The sequence below is a fragment of the Arthrobacter sp. Soil782 genome (assembly GCF_001428435.1).
Classification (GTDB): Bacteria; Actinomycetota; Actinomycetes; order Actinomycetales; family Micrococcaceae; genus Arthrobacter_D; species Arthrobacter_D parietis.
In genome coordinates, this window is sequence record NZ_LMSO01000001.1 from 357,376 (window position 1) to 373,314 (window position 15,939).

17 protein-coding genes and 2 pseudogenes are annotated in these 15,939 nt (G+C 64.0%); 15 read left to right on the forward strand and 4 right to left on the reverse strand.

Annotation, left to right across the window (positions count from 1 at the left end; translation table 11 throughout):
• Window positions 1-7: 7 nt before the first annotated feature.
• Window positions 8-193, reverse strand: a pseudogene (locus ASH00_RS16275) (hypothetical protein); the annotation flags it as partial.
• A 186-nt stretch (window positions 194-379) separates the two neighbouring features.
• Here ASH00_RS16275 and alr point away from each other — a divergent pair.
• From alr to ASH00_RS01750, 6 genes are all read left to right on the forward strand, one after another.
• Window positions 380-1,558, forward strand: a complete 1,179-nt coding sequence (alr, locus tag ASH00_RS01725; RefSeq protein ID WP_056544152.1) for an alanine racemase — start codon at window positions 380-382, stop codon at window positions 1,556-1,558.
• Complete coding sequence (tsaE, locus tag ASH00_RS01730; protein WP_056544155.1) at window positions 1,555-2,091, forward strand: tRNA (adenosine(37)-N6)-threonylcarbamoyltransferase complex ATPase subunit type 1 TsaE; 537 nt, start codon at window positions 1,555-1,557, stop codon at window positions 2,089-2,091. Before alr ends, tsaE begins: the two co-directional genes overlap by 4 nt.
• Before the next feature lies 1 nt (window position 2,092).
• The gene (gene tsaB / locus ASH00_RS01735; protein ID WP_056544159.1) at window positions 2,093-2,746 is read left to right on the forward strand and encodes a tRNA (adenosine(37)-N6)-threonylcarbamoyltransferase complex dimerization subunit type 1 TsaB; all 654 of its coding nucleotides are present in this window, start codon (window positions 2,093-2,095) and stop codon (window positions 2,744-2,746) included.
• Entirely contained in the window at window positions 2,743-3,225 is a 483-nt protein-coding gene (gene rimI / locus ASH00_RS01740) for a ribosomal protein S18-alanine N-acetyltransferase (protein WP_442854331.1), read from the forward strand. Before tsaB ends, rimI begins: the two co-directional genes overlap by 4 nt.
• On the forward strand, window positions 3,212-4,279 hold the full coding sequence (tsaD, locus tag ASH00_RS01745; RefSeq protein WP_056544165.1) for a tRNA (adenosine(37)-N6)-threonylcarbamoyltransferase complex transferase subunit TsaD: 1,068 nt from the start codon (window positions 3,212-3,214) through the stop codon (window positions 4,277-4,279). Before rimI ends, tsaD begins: the two co-directional genes overlap by 14 nt.
• A 108-nt stretch (window positions 4,280-4,387) precedes the next feature.
• Window positions 4,388-4,954, forward strand: a complete 567-nt coding sequence (locus tag ASH00_RS01750) for a maleylpyruvate isomerase family mycothiol-dependent enzyme (protein ID WP_056544168.1) — start codon at window positions 4,388-4,390, stop codon at window positions 4,952-4,954.
• Window positions 4,955-5,044: 90 nt separating this feature from the next.
• On the opposite strand, the gene ASH00_RS01755 is transcribed toward ASH00_RS01750, so the two are convergent.
• Window positions 5,045-6,184: a glutamate--cysteine ligase gene (locus ASH00_RS01755; RefSeq protein ID WP_056544170.1), complete on the reverse strand. Its 1,140-nt coding sequence runs from the start codon at window positions 6,182-6,184 to the stop codon at window positions 5,045-5,047.
• Window positions 6,185-6,334: 150 nt separating this feature from the next.
• On the opposite strand from ASH00_RS01755, the gene ASH00_RS01760 reads away from it, so the two are divergent.
• Window positions 6,335-7,156: a shikimate 5-dehydrogenase gene (locus tag ASH00_RS01760; RefSeq protein WP_056544173.1), complete on the forward strand. Its 822-nt coding sequence runs from the start codon at window positions 6,335-6,337 to the stop codon at window positions 7,154-7,156.
• A gap of 20 nt (window positions 7,157-7,176) precedes the next feature.
• Here the strand turns inward: ASH00_RS01760 and ASH00_RS01765 are convergent, their stop codons facing one another.
• Window positions 7,177-8,388 (reverse strand): THUMP-like domain-containing protein, encoded by a 1,212-nt coding sequence (locus tag ASH00_RS01765; RefSeq protein WP_056544178.1) that lies wholly within the window; start codon window positions 8,386-8,388, stop codon window positions 7,177-7,179.
• A 248-nt stretch (window positions 8,389-8,636) separates the two neighbouring features.
• On the opposite strand from ASH00_RS01765, the gene groES reads away from it, so the two are divergent.
• The 4 genes and pseudogenes from groES to ASH00_RS17180 form a co-directional block, all read left to right on the forward strand.
• Window positions 8,637-8,933 carry a co-chaperone GroES gene (gene groES / locus ASH00_RS01770; RefSeq protein WP_056544181.1) on the forward strand — a complete coding sequence of 99 codons (297 nt, stop codon included), beginning with the start codon at window positions 8,637-8,639 and terminating at the stop codon, window positions 8,931-8,933.
• Window positions 8,934-9,022: 89 nt separating this feature from the next.
• The gene (gene groL, locus ASH00_RS01775) at window positions 9,023-10,636 is read left to right on the forward strand and encodes a chaperonin GroEL (protein ID WP_056544184.1); all 1,614 of its coding nucleotides are present in this window, start codon (window positions 9,023-9,025) and stop codon (window positions 10,634-10,636) included.
• A 191-nt stretch (window positions 10,637-10,827) separates the two neighbouring features.
• The gene (locus tag ASH00_RS01780; RefSeq protein WP_056544186.1) at window positions 10,828-12,867 is read left to right on the forward strand and encodes an acyltransferase family protein; all 2,040 of its coding nucleotides are present in this window, start codon (window positions 10,828-10,830) and stop codon (window positions 12,865-12,867) included.
• 66 nt (window positions 12,868-12,933) lie between these two features.
• Window positions 12,934-13,098, forward strand: a pseudogene (locus ASH00_RS17180) (hypothetical protein); the annotation flags it as partial.
• 12 nt (window positions 13,099-13,110) lie between these two features.
• Here the strand turns inward: ASH00_RS17180 and ASH00_RS16925 are convergent.
• Window positions 13,111-13,353 (reverse strand): hypothetical protein, encoded by a 243-nt coding sequence (locus tag ASH00_RS16925; RefSeq protein ID WP_056544191.1) that lies wholly within the window; start codon window positions 13,351-13,353, stop codon window positions 13,111-13,113.
• Here ASH00_RS16925 and ASH00_RS17185 point away from each other — a divergent pair.
• The 4 genes from ASH00_RS17185 to guaB all read left to right on the forward strand — a co-directional run bounded on the left by ASH00_RS17185 (window position 13,241) and on the right by guaB (window position 15,934).
• Window positions 13,241-13,573: a hypothetical protein gene (locus ASH00_RS17185; RefSeq protein WP_442854332.1), complete on the forward strand. Its 333-nt coding sequence runs from the start codon at window positions 13,241-13,243 to the stop codon at window positions 13,571-13,573. The two genes, ASH00_RS16925 and ASH00_RS17185, sit on opposite strands and share 113 nt — an antisense overlap.
• Window positions 13,513-13,833, forward strand: a complete 321-nt coding sequence (locus tag ASH00_RS01790; RefSeq protein ID WP_235563116.1) for a hypothetical protein — start codon at window positions 13,513-13,515, stop codon at window positions 13,831-13,833. Before ASH00_RS17185 ends, ASH00_RS01790 begins: the two co-directional genes overlap by 61 nt.
• Window positions 13,811-14,308, forward strand: a complete 498-nt coding sequence (locus ASH00_RS01795; RefSeq protein ID WP_056544196.1) for a response regulator transcription factor — start codon at window positions 13,811-13,813, stop codon at window positions 14,306-14,308. Before ASH00_RS01790 ends, ASH00_RS01795 begins: the two co-directional genes overlap by 23 nt.
• Before the next feature lie 120 nt (window positions 14,309-14,428).
• Window positions 14,429-15,934 carry an IMP dehydrogenase gene (gene guaB / locus ASH00_RS01800; protein WP_056546477.1) on the forward strand — a complete coding sequence of 502 codons (1,506 nt, stop codon included), beginning with the start codon at window positions 14,429-14,431 and terminating at the stop codon, window positions 15,932-15,934.
• Window positions 15,935-15,939 lie beyond the last annotated feature (5 nt).

The window sequence follows — 15,939 nt, forward strand, 5'->3', positions numbered from 1 at the left end:
CTTCCAATTAGACCGTTCGCCAGTCGTCACTGGTGATATGCGATCCCGCCTGTGGCCCCATCTGTAGCATCCCGCCGTCCACAGCCCACGATGCGCCGGTGACGTAGCTGCGTCGTAGGCCTCCCAATCCGTGCTTCGAGGCGTCATAGGCTGCTGCTCCCACCCGGGGCTGTTCCTGGTGAACGCTCGTCACACCCCGCTTCTGCGAGTGCTACCGCGGTAGCGCGTCCGATGCCGGAATCAGACCCGGTGACTATTGCCGTTTCCGGTGAAAGGTCATGGTCCATCCTGTCGCGCCCTGAAAGTTGAACGCAAGGGTGAACAGCGCGCGGTGCAGCCGGATTCCCGGCGGTCCGCCCGGAACTGACAGAATGGACCTGTGAGTTTTTCAGCAGGACCAGTACCGGAACGGCGTGTGGACATTGACCTCGCCGCGCTGCGGCACAACGTTCGCCACATCGCCGAGATAGCGAGCCCGGCACGCGTCATGGCCGTAGTGAAGGCGGACGGCTACGGACACGGCGCTGTTCCGGTGGCAATGGCGGCGCTGGAGGCGGGCGCAACGTGGTTGGGCGTTGCCCACATTGCCGAAGCCGTTGAACTGCGCCGCGCCGGCATTGAAGCACCGATCCTCGCCTGGCTGCACACTGAGTCCAGTGATTTCGCCGCTGCCATCGAGCTGGGTGTGGACCTCGGCATTTCGGGTTGGGAGCTGGCTCACGTCGTCGCGGAAGCACGCAGGATCGAGCGTCCCGCGCGCGTGCACCTCAAGATCGATACCGGCCTCGGCCGGAACGGCTGCCCGCCGGAGCAGTGGGAAGCACTCCTGGGCCGGGCGCTGGAGCACCAGGAGGACGGGCTGCTGCGGGTGGTCGGAGTCTTCTCCCACCTCGCCGTCGCGGATGAACCCGACCGCGAAGAAACCGACGAGCAGATTGACCGTTTCCGGGAGGCTGTCGCAGTCGCCGAGGACGCAGGAGTTGACCTTGAGGTACGCCACCTGGCCAATACCCCCGGCACGCTCTCCCGGCCGGACGCGCATTTCGACCTTGTACGGGTGGGCCTTGGAATCTATGGGCTCTCGCCGTTTGACGGGCAGTCCTCGGAGGAGCTCGGGCTCCGCCCGGTCATGAGCTTCCGGACCACCATCGCCAATTGCAAGGAAGTGCCGGAAGGCCACGGTGTCTCCTACGGACTGGCCTACCGCACGGACAAGCGAACCACGTTGGGGCTCGTGCCGGTGGGCTACGGCGACGGCGTGCCACGAGTAGCAACCGGTGCCCCTGTCTCGGTCGGCGGCCGGTTCTACCCGGTAGTGGGCAGGATCGCCATGGACCAGTTCGTCATTGACTTCGAGGAGACCGGTATCGCGGACTCGGAGGACAGTCCACTGGGCCAGGAGGCGGTTCTCTTCGGAGCGGGCGGCGGCACGCCCACAGCCGATGACTGGGCCCGGGCAAGCGGCTCAATCAACTACGAGATTGTCACCCGCATCAGCCCCCGCGTGACCCGCCGGTATGTCGATTCAGAGGCTATTGAAGCGGAGGCTGACCGGTGACCGGTCCCGTCTGGTCGCAGGAGTTTTCCGTAGTGTCCGTCGAGGAGTTGCAGGGCGCGGCCACAAGCATTGGAAGCCGGCTCGCCGCCGGTGACCTTCTCATCCTCACCGGAGAACTCGGAGCGGGCAAAACCACCTTCACGCAGGGACTGGGGCGCGGGCTCGGCGTGCGGGAAGGCATCATTTCACCCACCTTTGTGCTGGTCCGCAACCATCCCTCGCGCGCCGACGGGCCCGCGCTGGTCCACGTCGATGCCTACCGGCTCGAGTCAGATGCAGAAATAGACGACCTCGACCTTGAATCGACGCTGGACAGTTCCGTCACAGTCGTGGAATGGGGATCCGGCCGGGTGGAGCACCTGGCTGAGAGTTGGCTGCACATCACGCTGGTGCGTCCCGCCGCCTCGCCTGCTGCCGGTTCGCCCGCGGCGCAGACGGCACCAACCGATGACGACGACGACGAACCGCGCCAGGTGCGCATCGAAGCCTTCGGTCCGCGCTGGGTGGACCAACAGCTGGGAGCGCTGGTCTAACGTGCTGATTCTGTCCCTTGACACGTCCGCCGCCGCCAGCGCTGGGCTGGTGCGCAACGGCGTCGTTCTCCAGCGGTTCGCCTCAACCGACACGCGCTCACACGCTGAAGTGCTGGCTCCCGCCGTCGAGCAATTGTTGGCAGCCGCAGCAGTGCGCGGAACGGAACTCGATGCGATCGTGGTGGGCGTCGGTCCCGGCCCGTTCACTGGGCTGCGTGCCGGCATCGCGACGGCGCGGATGCTGTCCTTTGTGTGGAGCGTGCCGCTGCACGGAGTGATGAGCCTGGACGCGGTGGCGCTTGACGCCGGGCACGCCGGGGGCGAGTTCGCGGTGGCCACCGATGCCCGGCGCAAGGAAGTGTACTGGGCGCGCTACCGGACGGAATCTCCGTTGCCGGTACTCGTGGACGGTCCGCATGTGGGGCCGGCGGAAGATGTTCCCGACCTGCCGGTGTATGGCCGCGGTGCCGGCCTCTATGCTGAGCGGCTGACCGGTTCAGCCGCTGCAACCGAACTCACGCCCGACGCCGCGGCGCTGGCTTTGGTCGCGGAGCATACCCTCGCCAGGGGTGGGACCCTGCGCCCGACCACTCCGCTGTACCTGCGGGAGTCGGATGCCAAGGTGCCGGGTCCGCGGAAGAAGGCGCTGCTGTGACGTTTACTCTTCGGCCCATGCGGCTGCAGGACATCCCCGCGGTCGGCCTGCTGGAGCAGAAGCTTTTCCCGATTGATGCCTGGCCGCTGGAACTGTTCTTCGACGAGTTCGCGCAGACCGAGACGCGGCAGTACCTGATTGCCGAAGTTGATGGGGAGCTCAGTGGCTACTGCGGCGTCATGGTAGTCGGTAGGACGGCGGACATCCAGACCATCGGTGTGCTGCCGGAGTATGAGGGCCGGGGAATCGGCACGGCAATGCTGACCAGCATGCTCAAGGAAGCGCGGCGGCGCGGTGCAGCGGAAACCCTGCTCGAAGTCCGCGAGGACAACCCGCGGGCGCGCCGGCTGTATGAGCTGTTCGGTTTCGAGCACATCCACACTCGGCGACGGTATTACCGCGATGGTGTGAATGCCCACGTCATGCGGCTGATCTTCGACTCCTCCGGCGCAGCGAAAGGTGATCATGAACCGGTCTGAACCCCTGGTGCTGGGGATCGAGTCCTCCTGCGACGAAACCGGCGTCGGAATCGTGCGCGGAACCACCCTGCTGACCAACGCCGTGTCATCCTCCATGGACGAGCACGTGCGCTTCGGCGGTGTCATTCCCGAGATCGCTTCCCGGGCACACCTTGACGCGATGGTGCCCACGCTTCAGCAGGCGCTCGACGAGGCCGGGGTGCAGCTGGCCGACGTCGATGCGCTCGCCGTCACCTCTGGCCCCGGGCTGTCCGGCGCGCTCATGGTCGGCGTGGCGGCGGCGAAGGCGCTGGCGGTCGCAACGGGAAAGCCTCTCTTCGCGGTGAACCACCTGGTGGCACACGTCGGGGTAGGGCTGCTCGACTCCGGCAAACTGCCCGAGAACCTTGGGGCACTGCTGGTATCCGGCGGGCACACGGAGATACTGCGCGTGCGTAACCTGGCTTCCGACGTCGAGCTGTTGGGTTCCACGATCGACGACGCCGCCGGTGAGGCATACGACAAGGTGGCAAGAATCCTCGGCCTCGGGTATCCGGGCGGTCCGGCGATTGACCGGATCGCGGCGCAGGGCAATCCTGCTGCTGTGCGGTTTCCGCGCGGGCTGAGTCAGCCGAAGTACCTGGGGACCGCTGAGCAGCCCGGCCCGCACCGGTACGACTGGTCGTTCAGCGGACTGAAGACCGCCGTCGCACGGTTCGTTGAGGACTGCGAGGCGCGCGGTGTCGAGGTACCGGTTGCGGACGTCGCGGCGTCCTTTCAGGAAGCCGTGGTGGATATCATCACGTCGAAGGCGGTGCTGGCCTGTACCGAGAACGGCATCACGTCGCTGCTGCTGGGCGGAGGAGTGGCGTCGAACTCGCGGCTTCGTCAGCTGACCCGGGAACGCTGTGAAGCGGCGGGTATCACGCTCACCATTCCGCCGTCGTCGTTATGTACTGACAACGGGGCCATGGTGGCGGCTCTTGCCGCGCGCATCATCATGGACGGCGACGAGCCCAGCGGGATCGGCTTCGGTACTGATTCCTCAATGCCGGTGAGTACGGTTCACCTCTAACCCGTCGCGTTCATTTGTCAGGACTCGCACCCAAAGGACGCGCAGAAGGGGTGTGTCCTGCGAATTCAAGGGCTGTCGCTCGGGTGGCCTGCCGTTTACGGTTGTGCCATGACTACCTATTCGGAGCTGTTTCGGACTGAGAATGCCCGTTTGACCGAGATCCTCGAGACGGTTGAGGACTGGAATGCCCCGTCGCCTTGTACCGGCTGGGCCATCAGTGACGTTTTGGACCATCTGATTGACACCGAACGGGACTTCCTTGGCAAGCATGACATTGACACGGGCTCCCGGCCGGACACGTCGCAGGACCCGGCGGGCGCGTGGAAGACTCATGCGTCGCGAGTTCAGCATGTCCTCGACACCGCCGAGCTCGCGGAAACGTCATTCGACGGGTTTTTCGGGCCGACGACGGTCGGCGCTACGCTCGCGACCTTCTACGGGTTCGATCTGCTGGTGCATCGCTGGGATATTGCCCGGGGTGCCGGCAGGGACACCAAGTTCAACGAATCCGAGCTTGACCTCATCGAGAAGTCGCTCGAGGGATTCGGCGAGAACCTCTACATGGAAGGGATTTGCCGGCCGGCGCTGCCCGCCCCGGCAGATGCGGATCGGGCAACAAGGCTTCTGGCTCGGATGGGCCGCGACGCCGGCTGGCAGCCGGCCGTCAACGCCTGACTTCGCGCACAACCTCGCGTTCATTCGGCAGGACAGGCCCCGAAAGCACGCGCAAAAGGGGTGTGTCCTGCGAATACAACGCGGGGACGGTTAGGCGCGGAGCTGGCGCACCATATCGAGTACGACGGCGCTCAGGTCACCGTTGTTCTCGGCGGCGATGCGGCGCTGGCGCTGATATCCCGCGCCGCGCTGCAGGATCTTCTCAACGTCGGCGAGCTCCTGGGAGCAACCAAGCTTCGCCGCGACGGGCTCGAGCCGGTTCAGCTCGTCCATCAGATGCTCGGTGACCAGGCGCTCGTTGCCGGCGGCATCCAGAATAATGATCGCTTCCAACCCGTAACGGGCGGCGCGCCACTTGTTCTCCTGCACATGCCATGGCGGCATGGTGGGAATCGAGCCGCCGTTGTCGAGAGTGGTTGAGAAGTCGTCCACGAGGCACTGGGTCAGCGCAGCCACCGCGCCGACGTCCTCGAGCGTCGAGAGCCCGTCACACACGCGCATTTCAACGGTTCCAAGGTTTCCTACCGGGCGAATGTCCCAGCGGATCTCGCTCACCGTATCGATCACACCGGTGGTGAACATGTCCTGCACATAGGACTCATACTCCGCCCAGCTTCGAAACTGGAACGGCAGGCCGGCGGTGGGCAACTGCTGGAACATCAGCGCGCGCTGGGACGCGTACCCGGTATCTTCGCCTCCCCAGAACGGCGACGACGCCGAAATCGCCTGGAAATGCGGAAAGTAGTTCACGAGCCCGTCGACCACCGGAAGCGCCTTATCCCGGGAATCCAGCCCCACGTGCACATGGACGCCGTAAATCACCATCTGCTGGCCCCACCACTGCGTGCGGTCGATCAGCTTGAAGTAACGGTCCTTGTCCGTGACCGGCTGGGAGCGCGGTGCGCTGAACGGATGGGACCCGGCAGAGAACAGCTCAACGCCCATCGGGTCCGTGACCTCGCGTACCGCGGCGAGCGACCGGCTCAGGTCTTCTTTGGCTTCAGCGACTGTATGGCAGATGCCCGTCACAATTTCCACAGTGTTGAGGAGGAGTTCCTGCTTGATGTGGGGGTGCTCATCATCGGCCTGCAGCTCGGGATGCCGCTCGTTGACGCCACGGAGTACCTCTTTGGCCACAGAGACCAGGTCGCCGTTGTAACGGTCGACCAGGGCGAGCTCCCACTCAACGCCGAGGGTCGATTGCTCGGACTTCGCGAAATCAATCTTCAATGCTGCTCCTGACCGGTACCGGACTGTTGGAAATGTGTGCCTCGGTATCGCGCCATCGCGGGTGAGAACTGACCCAATAGTAGTGCAGGAGAGGTTCCGTTCTGCCGTGTGAAGCGACCACCCTCAGGAAACGACCGGCATAATTGACGGGTGCCGATCCTGAACAAAGACATGGTCCTGTGTATCTCCCTCGCCGCAAGGCCCAGCAATCTAGGAACCCGCTTCCACAACTGGCTGTATGACCAGCTCAACCTGAACTACATCTACAAGGCGTTCACCACTACTGACCTGCCGGCAGCCATCGGCGGCGTCCGGGCGCTTGGGATTCGCGGGTGCGCCGTGTCTATGCCGTTCAAGGAAGACGTCATCGAGCTGGTGGACCGCATGCACCCCTCCGCGCTGGCCATCGATTCGGTCAACACCATCGTGAACGACGACGGCGTCCTCACCGCCTACAACACCGATTACCTTGCGGTCGCGGAACTGATTGGACAGCGCTCGGAGGTGACGCCGTCGTCGTCGGTTCTGCTGCGCGGCTCCGGCGGAATGGCCAAGGCTGTTGCCGCGGCCGTCCGGGACGCGGGCTTCACCCAGGTGACGGTTGTTGCACGGAACGAGGAGGCCGGCAGACGCCTGGCAGGGTTGTACGGGTTCCAGTGGCAGGCCGAGCCGGGAAACTCCACCGCGGACCTGCTCATCAATGTGACACCGCTCGGCATGACGGGGCAGGACGAGGAGGTCCAGTCCTTCAGCGATGAGGCGGTTGCTGCGGCGTCGCTAGTGTTCGACGTCGTTGCGTTGCCGTCGGAGACACCGCTCATCCGGGCTGCCCGGCGCGCAGGCAAGCCAGTGCTCACGGGAGCCGAGGTGATTGCACTGCAGGCGGCGGAACAGTTTGTCCTCTACACCGGCGTGCGTCCATCGGCCGAGCAGATTCGCCAGGCGGGAGAGTTTTCGCGGCAGCCTGCGTAGCTGCCAGAGCAGCACCGGATCTAGCCCAGTACCGGATCGACGACGACGGCGACGCGCTCTTCGCCGATCCGCGTCAGTACCAGCGTGGCCTTGTTCGTTGCCTTCTTCGAGCCGGCGAGGAGCTGCTTTCGCAGCTCTTCGGGCGTGACTGAGGTTCCGCGTTTCTTGATGTCGAGGATCCCGATGTCGTTGGCCTTGACCCACGCTTTCAACGCCTTGACGTTGTAGGGCATCACTTCGAGGACGCGGTAAGGCCGGGCGAAAGGGGTGTCTACCAGCTCCGGCGCGCAGACGTAGGCGATGTGCGGGTCGACCAGGTGCCCGCCGATGGAACGAGCAACGTCGGCTACCAATCCGGCCCTGATCACGGCGCCGTCCGGTTCGTAAAGGTAGCCTTCCAGCGGACCGATAGGGGCGTCGTCGTCTTCGCCGAAGTTGGTGTGGCTGGTCAGCTCAGTGGCGCCGTCGGCGCCGATGAGCAGGGCGCCGCGGCGGACGTTGTCGCGGCGGAGGGCGTTGAACCAGAGCACTACCTCGGCAACATCGCCGTCCACGCTTACCCACTGGGCTTCGCAGTTGGGCGGAACCGCGTCATGCGGGATCCCCGGTCCGAGCTTCACACCCACAGGCATGCCGGTGTCCGCGAGGCTCTCCACGAAGGACAGGGGAGGCGAGAACGCTTCCGGATCGAAGAGGCGCCTGGTGCCTGAGCTGGAAGTGGTGCGCCGGGCGGGGTCCAGCCACACGCCGTCGTACTCTGTCAGGTCAAGGGAGGAGGCATCAGTGTTGACAACAGTCGCGTTGGACCACGGCAGCAGATTCATGGTGGCGGCAGCGGCGGTGGTTTCGTCGAGTTCGACGGCGGTGACGTCGCGTTCCAAGGTGGCGAGGGCCATCGAATCGGCGCCGATCCCGCAGCCAAGGTCTGCGACCTTCTGAACGCCGGCAGTGACGTAGCGCTGGGCATGGCGGGCGGCGACGCTGAGGCGGGTTGCCTGCTCGAGGCCGGCTGGGGTGAAAAGCATCCGGTCGGCGAAGGGACCGAACTTCACCTGAGCCTTCGCGCGGAGCCGGGACTGGGTGAGGGCTGCATTGACGACGTCGGGGGAGTGGCCCGCCGCGCGGAGCTGTTCGTTGAGCCGGAGGCTGTCCGCTTCGGAGTACGGTCCGAGAGAGTTGAGCAGCTCCCAGCCCTCGGGAGTCAGGATGGGCTCAAGGAGGTTCTGGGTCACGGTGTCGCTTTCAACTGGAGCTTTCGGCGAGGGGCTGGGCCGGGTTCTCCAGTCTAGGGGAAGCCCGGCAACACCAATCCTCTGGCACTCGCCTTGACCGAGTGCTAATCGGTTGCATAAAGTCAGACTTGGCACTCTCACTATGAGGGTGCTAATCCTTCGAGGATGCGCCAACCGGCACCGCGACGACGGTCAGCGCCTGCTCGATACCCAAAGATTCATTCAAACCAAGTGAAGGAGAGGTCCGAGTGTCGGTCTCTATCAAGCCTCTTGAAGATCGTATTGTTGTTCGGCCGCTGGAAGGCGAGCAGACCACCGCATCCGGTCTGGTCATCCCGGACACTGCCAAGGAAAAGCCCCAGGAGGGCGAAGTTGTCGCAGTAGGCCCCGGCCGCGTTGATGACAATGGCAACCGCGTTCCCGTTGATGTAGCTGAAGGCGACGTCGTCATCTACTCCAAGTACGGCGGAACCGAAGTCAAGCACGCAGGCCAGGAATACCTGGTTCTTTCCGCTCGCGACGTTCTGGCGATCATCGTCAAGTAGTTGTGCAGAAGAACCCCGGTCATTTCAGGCCGGGGTTCTTTCCTGTCAGTACACACCCTGCACAAGCCCGAAAGGAACGAACCTAAACAATGGCAAAGCAGTTGGAATTCAACGACGCCGCCCGACGCAAGCTGGAAGCCGGCGTCGACAAGCTGGCCGACACCGTCAAGGTGACTCTCGGCCCTCGTGGACGCAACGTCGTCCTCGACAAGAAGTGGGGCGCCCCCACCATCACGAACGACGGCGTGACCATCGCCCGTGAGGTTGAGCTGGACGACCCCTACGAGAACCTCGGCGCACAGCTCGCCAAGGAAGTTGCCACCAAGACCAACGACGTCGCCGGTGACGGCACGACGACGGCTACCGTCCTTGCGCAGGCACTGGTCAAGGAAGGCCTGCGGAACGTTGCGGCAGGCGCCGCCCCCGGCGCACTGAAGCGCGGCATCGAGGTCTCCATCGAGGCCGTTGCCGCCCGTCTGCTCGAAAACGCCCGCGAGGTCGTCGGCAAGCAGACCGCGAACGTTGCAGCCATCTCCGCCCAGAGCCAGGAAGTCGGCGACCTGCTCGCCGAAGCTTTCGAGCGGGTCGGCAAGGACGGCGTCATCACGATCGAGGAATCCTCGACCACCCAGACCGAACTGGTCCTTACCGAGGGCATGCAGTTCGACAAGGGCTTCCTGAGCCCCTACTTCGTCACCGATGCCGAGCGTCAGGAAGCCGTCCTCGAAGACGCGCTCATCCTGATCAACTCCGGCAAGATCTCGGCTCTGCAGGAATTCCTCCCGCTGCTCGAGAAGGCGCTGCAGGCCGGCAAGCCGCTGTTCATCATTGCCGAAGACATTGAAGGTGAAGCGCTGTCCACCCTGGTGGTCAACAAGATCCGCGGCACCCTCAATGTCGTGGCAGTCAAGGCCCCCGGGTTCGGCGACCGCCGCAAGGCCATGCTCCAGGACATCGCCACCCTCACCGGTGCGCAGGTCGTTTCCCCGGATCTCGGCCTGAAGCTGGACCAGGTCGGCCTGGAGGTTCTGGGCTCGGCCCGCCGCATCACCGTGACGAAGGACAACACCACCATCGTCGACGGCGCAGGCAGCGAGCAGGACGTTGCGGACCGCATCTCGCAGATCCGCGCTGAAGTTGAGCGCACCGATTCCGACTGGGACCGCGAGAAGCTCCAGGAGCGCCTCGCGAAGCTCGCCGGCGGTGTCGGCGTCATCAAGGTCGGCGCGGCCACCGAAGTTGAGCTCAAGGAAAAGAAGCACCGCATCGAGGACGCAGTGTCCTCCACCCGCGCCGCCCTTGAAGAGGGCATCGTGGCAGGCGGCGGTTCCGCACTGATCCACGCCTCGAAGGTCCTCGATGAGGATCCGAGCGTCCTCAAGCTCGAGGGCGACGCCGCTACGGCTGTCGGTCTCGTCCGCCGCGCTCTGGTCCAGCCGCTGCGCTGGATCGCCGAGAACGCTGGCTACGAGGGTTACGTTGTCATTGACAAGGTGAGCCAGCTTGAGGTCGGCCACGGCTTCAACGCCGTCACCGGTGACTACGAAAACCTGGTCGACGCCGGCATCATCGACCCGGTCAAGGTCACCCGGTCGGCACTGCGCAACGCAGCGTCGATCGCCGCACTGGTTCTCACCACCGAAACCCTCGTGGTCGAGAAGCCGGCTGAGGAAGAAGAGCAGGGTCACGGCCACAGCCACTAAGCTGTTCTCATAGGTACGCGCCTCGCCTTGACTCCAGGGCGGGGCGCTGCTGTGAGCAGACTGTCTCGAGCGATAACTCGAACACCCGCTCGGGTGCTTCCGGTACCGGAGGCTGTCACGCCCTCCCGCCGGCGGATCTGTCGTTGGGCAGATACACGCTCCGCCCACAAGGCGACGCGGAAGGATCAAGCATGGTTTCCCGCCAATCCCTCGATGGGCCACAGAGAACGACAACCGCGTCGGTGACGAAGCCCGGCTACCGGCACGAGGTGCAGGGGCTCCGCGCGCTCGCCGTGCTGATGGTCGTCGTGTATCACGTCTGGCTTGGTCGAGTGTCCGGCGGTGTAGATGTCTTCCTACTGATTTCCTCCTTTCTCCTGACGCTTTCCTTCACGCGGAAAATCGAGTCGCAGACACCGCTTGAACTGCTACGGTATTGGTCTCATCTGTTCAAACGGCTCGTGCCGCTTGCCTCGGTCACAATTGCCGCCACCCTCGCAGCGGTATTCCTGTTGGTTCCACAGACGCGCTGGCAGTCCATCTTCGATGAGGCTTGGGCCGCCCTTTTCTACTACGAGAATTGGCTGCTCGCCGCCAACTCGGTTGACTACTACGCGGCCGATCACAGTACAGCGAGCCCATTCCAACACTTCTGGTCCCTGTCCATTCAGGGACAGGTGTTCATCTTGTGGCCCCTGCTGTTCGCGATGGCAGCACTGATTGCGACGCGGTGGAAGCTGAAGCCGCGCGCCGTCCTTATTTGGCTATTCGCCACGATCTTCCTTGTATCGTTAGCCTTCTCCGTGTGGCAAACGCAGACCAACCAGTCGTTTGCCTACTTCGACCTCCGCACGCGCTTGTGGGAATTCGCCCTCGGATCGCTCATTGCACTCCTGCTGCCGCTGTTTCAACTCTCGGTGGCGTGGCGCGTGGTATTCGGTTGGGCAGGTATCGCCGCCATGCTGGCGGTGGGCATCGTGCTCGACGTCGAGCAGCAGTTTCCCGGCTACATTGCGCTCTGGCCGACCCTTGCTGCCGCGGCGGTTATGATCGCCGGATCTTCAGGTAGCCGCTTTGGAGTGGATCGCCTCCTCCGTTCGAAACCCTTGATGTCCCTCGGCGACGCCTCTTACGCCCTGTACCTTGTGCACTGGCCACTGTTGGTGATCTTCCTGATCGTGATGGACAGGCAGGAAGCCGGGCCTCGCTCCGGTGCGGTGATCATCCTCATCTCAATTGCGTTTGCTCTCATTGCCACCCGTTTCATCGATAAGCCCCTGCGTTCTCTCCAATGGGCCGAGAAGAAACGACGCCGCTCCGCGGTCGTAATAGCGGCCGCTGCTCTGTGCGTCAGTGTTCCCCTGGGCGGCTGGCAGCTCCAGGTATATGCAGCAGGCAGTGGGTCCGATGCAAACAATCCCGGAGCGGCATCATTGCGAACAGGTTTCGCATTTGCAGGAGACCCCGAAGCACCGCTGGTACCGGCGATGACAGCACTCGACGGTGAATGGGTTTGGCTCGACGAAGCGTGCTCCGACGAGCGCGAGGCCTCAGATTTTGGGGTCCTGCAGGCCGGATGCACTGAAGCAACCGTGGCTGACCCGACCGGTCTCGCAGTGGTGGTTGGAGCTTCGCACCCCCAACAGTGGGTAGCGGCGATCGGCCCCTTGGCAAAACAGGAAAACTGGAACCTGGTGGTTCTCCGAAAAGGCCAGTGCCCGTTCGGCGCGCCCGTCGGGGCATATCCAGAGGATTGTGAAAACTGGAACTCTGCTGCGCTGGACTACCTGGACAGCGTGGATCCCGACGTCGTATTCACGGTGGCATCGTCATCGCACCACACCCGGCCCGAAGACCTCCTGGTTCCCGGCTACCAGGACGCTGTGGAACGCCTAACTGCCGGCGGTGCGCAGGTGGTCGCCATCCGCGACAACCCGCGCTATCCCTTCAATGTGCCCGAGTGCGTGGAGCGCCACGGCCCTGATTCCAACGAGTGCAGCTCGCCTATCGCGGAGAAACTTGCGCCCGAGAACCCGGCTGCCGAACTCGCCGAAGCCGTGCCGGGGCTTCATGTGCTCGACATGAGCGACCTCATTTGCCCGGGTGGTATCTGCACGCCTGTGGTCGGCAATGTCCTGGTCTACATGGATGATAACCACCTCAGCGCCACGTATATCCGCAGCATGCAGCGCGAATTCAATGAACGGGTGATGGCACAGCTCAACAGGTGAAGTGACGCGGGCAAGGACAGCGACCCACAGCTGGTGCGTGAGCGCTCCCCCCACAGCCTGGTGGGGATGACCCCACGGGGGGGGGGGGGGGGGGGGGGGGGTACGCACCAGAGACGCGGTGGTACCTCCAAGGGCGCCTTTGTACTGGCGATTGCCCTATTCAGCGCGGGAATCAGCACCGCAATCATTTACATCGGCGTGTTCATCCTCGTGGGTGCGTTATACACCGCAAGATTCTTCGCATCAGCAGAGCGCCAGCTCAGCGAGCGGAACCGCGGACCTCTGCCGCCTGTCTACTACAAGAGGCGGCTCCAACAGCTCGAGGCTACGGGCCCTCCTCGTGCCCATCACCGATCTCCAGTCCTGGAAGGACTTGATCCACGCCGTCGTCAGTTTCCCGGTCCGGGTCGCCGCTTTCTCGATCACTCTCGCCTGGATTGCCGGCGCGCCCGAAGCAATGACGCAGTGGATGTGGATGCGGTTCATTCCAGGGCCACCCAGTGATATCTGGGACCTGCTGGGAGTCGATCCTGCACTTCATTGGCTCTTCCAGTTCGCCACCGGGCTGGTTCTCCTGCTCACATTTCCGGCTGTCGCGAAAGGACTTGCCCTGCTCCAGCGCAGCAGAGGATCGTTCGGATGGCCATGGACCTTGAATCCGCGAAACGGCGGCTGCAGTCCGGCGACTCTGAAACCCGTGAGCTGATTGAATGCGCGATCGATCAGTCCCGCGAGGCTCAAGCCTTGACCAATGTCGCAAAACACTCCAACGCCTCCGAATGCCGTCTCAGCGCCCGCGCGGGAGAGGGCGTCCTCACGGTGGAAGTGCACGACAACGGCAGGTGCGGCGCGCACATCGGCAAGGGTACCGGGCTGGCTGGCCTGCAGGATCGGCTAGCAGGCGTGGACGCACCAGCCCGACGTCGTCATCACCGATGTGCGGATGCCGCCGTCGTTCTCGGATGAAGGCTTGCGTGCCGCAGCCGCGATTCGGCAAAGCCATCCGGGAATCGGCATTCTTGTCCTGTCGCAGTATGTGGAACTGACCTACGCATCGGATCTGATGGCGGGAGCGTCAGTGGCCGGAGCCGGTGGAGTCGGCTACCTGCTCAAGGACCGGATTTCGCGGCTGGAAGACATGATGGCTGCGCTGGTCCGGGTGAAGGACGGCGGTATGGTGCTGGATCGGGAAGTGGTGGCCGCGGCATTCAACCGGAGAGACGGCAATTCAGTGAGTTTGCTCACGCCGCGGGAGCGGGAAGTGCTTCAACTCATGGCCGAGGGCCGTACCAACGCGGCGATCGCACGGCAGCTCACGCTCTCCGCTGGCGGAGTGGAGAAGAACATTTCGTCGATTTTCACGAAGATGGACCTTCCGCCGCACCTGGATGACCATCGGCGCGTGCTTGCTGTGTTGAGCTGGGTCCGGAACGGACGCTGATCCAACGGAATAGGGTGCACCCTCCTTTCGTTTTACGATAGAAGACCGCACAACCGGCAGAACCAGAAGCCGGTGGTTCCTTCCTCCACATCCCCCGAAAGAGGCGCCGCGTTGAGCGAACTGTCGAACCATGACCCCTTCGGCTTCATCGGCCTGACGTATGACGACGTCCTGCTGCTTCCCGGGCACACGGACGTCATCCCGTCCGAGGCAGATACCAGCTCGCGGGTTTCCCGGCGGATCACCGTTCAGACGCCGCTGCTGTCCTCCGCCATGGACACTGTCACCGAGGCTCGCATGGCCGTCGCCATGGCACGCCAGGGCGGTCTAGGGGTCATCCACCGCAACCTTTCCATCGCAGACCAGGCCGAGCAGGTGGACCGCGTCAAGCGCAGCGAGTCCGGCATGATCACCAACCCGGTCACCATCGGCCCTGACGCCACCCTGCGCGAACTCGACGACCTCTGCGGCCACTACCGCGTCTCGGGACTTCCCGTGGTCGATGGCGGCGGCAAGCTCCTCGGCATCGTCACCAACCGTGACACCCGGTTCGTGTCGGAATCCGACTTCCCCAACCGCCTGGTCCGCGAAGTCATGACCCAGATGCCGCTGGTCACCGGCCACGTGGGCATCAGCGGTGAGGACGCCATCGGCCTCCTCGGCAAGAACAAGATCGAGAAGCTTCCGCTGGTCGATGACGACGGCATCCTCCGCGGCCTCATCACGGTCAAGGACTTCACCAAAGCGGAGCAGTACCCGCTCTCCACAAAGGACGACGACGGCCGCCTCCGTGTGGGTGCAGCCATCGGTTTCTTCGGCGACGGCTGGGAGCGCGCCATGGCGCTGGTCGACGCCGGTGTGGACGCATTGTTTGTTGACACCGCCAACGGCCACAGTGCCGGTGTGCTCGAGATGATTGCCCGGCTCAAGGCCGAGAAGTCCGCCGCCCATGTGGACATCATCGGCGGTCAGGCCGCAACCCGCGAGGGCGCCCAGGCGCTGATTGATGCCGGCGCAGACGGCATCAAGGTAGGCGTAGGCCCGGGCTCCATCTGCACCACGCGTGTGGTGGCCGGCGTCGGCGTTCCCCAGGTCACTGCCATCTACGAGTCCGCGAAGGCAGCAATTCCCGCCGGCGTTCCACTGATTGCCGACGGCGGACTGCAGTACTCCGGCGACATCGGCAAGGCGTTGGTCGCCGGTGCTGACACCGTCATGCTTGGCTCCCTGCTGGCAGGCTCCGCCGAGGCACCGGGTGAGCTGGTCTTCGTCAACGGCAAGCAGTACAAGACCTACCGCGGCATGGGTTCGCTCGGCGCCATGCAGACCCGCGGCAAGAACACCTCGTACTCCAAGGATCGTTACTTCCAAGCGGACGTCACGGGCGACGACAAGCTCATCCCCGAGGGTATCGAGGGTCGCGTCGCTTACCGGGGACCGCTCGCATCTGTTGCCTACCAGCTGGTCGGCGGCCTGCGCCAAACCATGTTCTACACCGGCGCACGCACCATTGAAGAGCTGAAGGCCAAGGGCAAGTTTGTCCGGATCACCTCGGCCGGGCTCAAGGAGTCGCATCCCCATGACATCCAGATGACCGTGGAAGCGCCCAACTACGGATCGAAGTAGCCAGC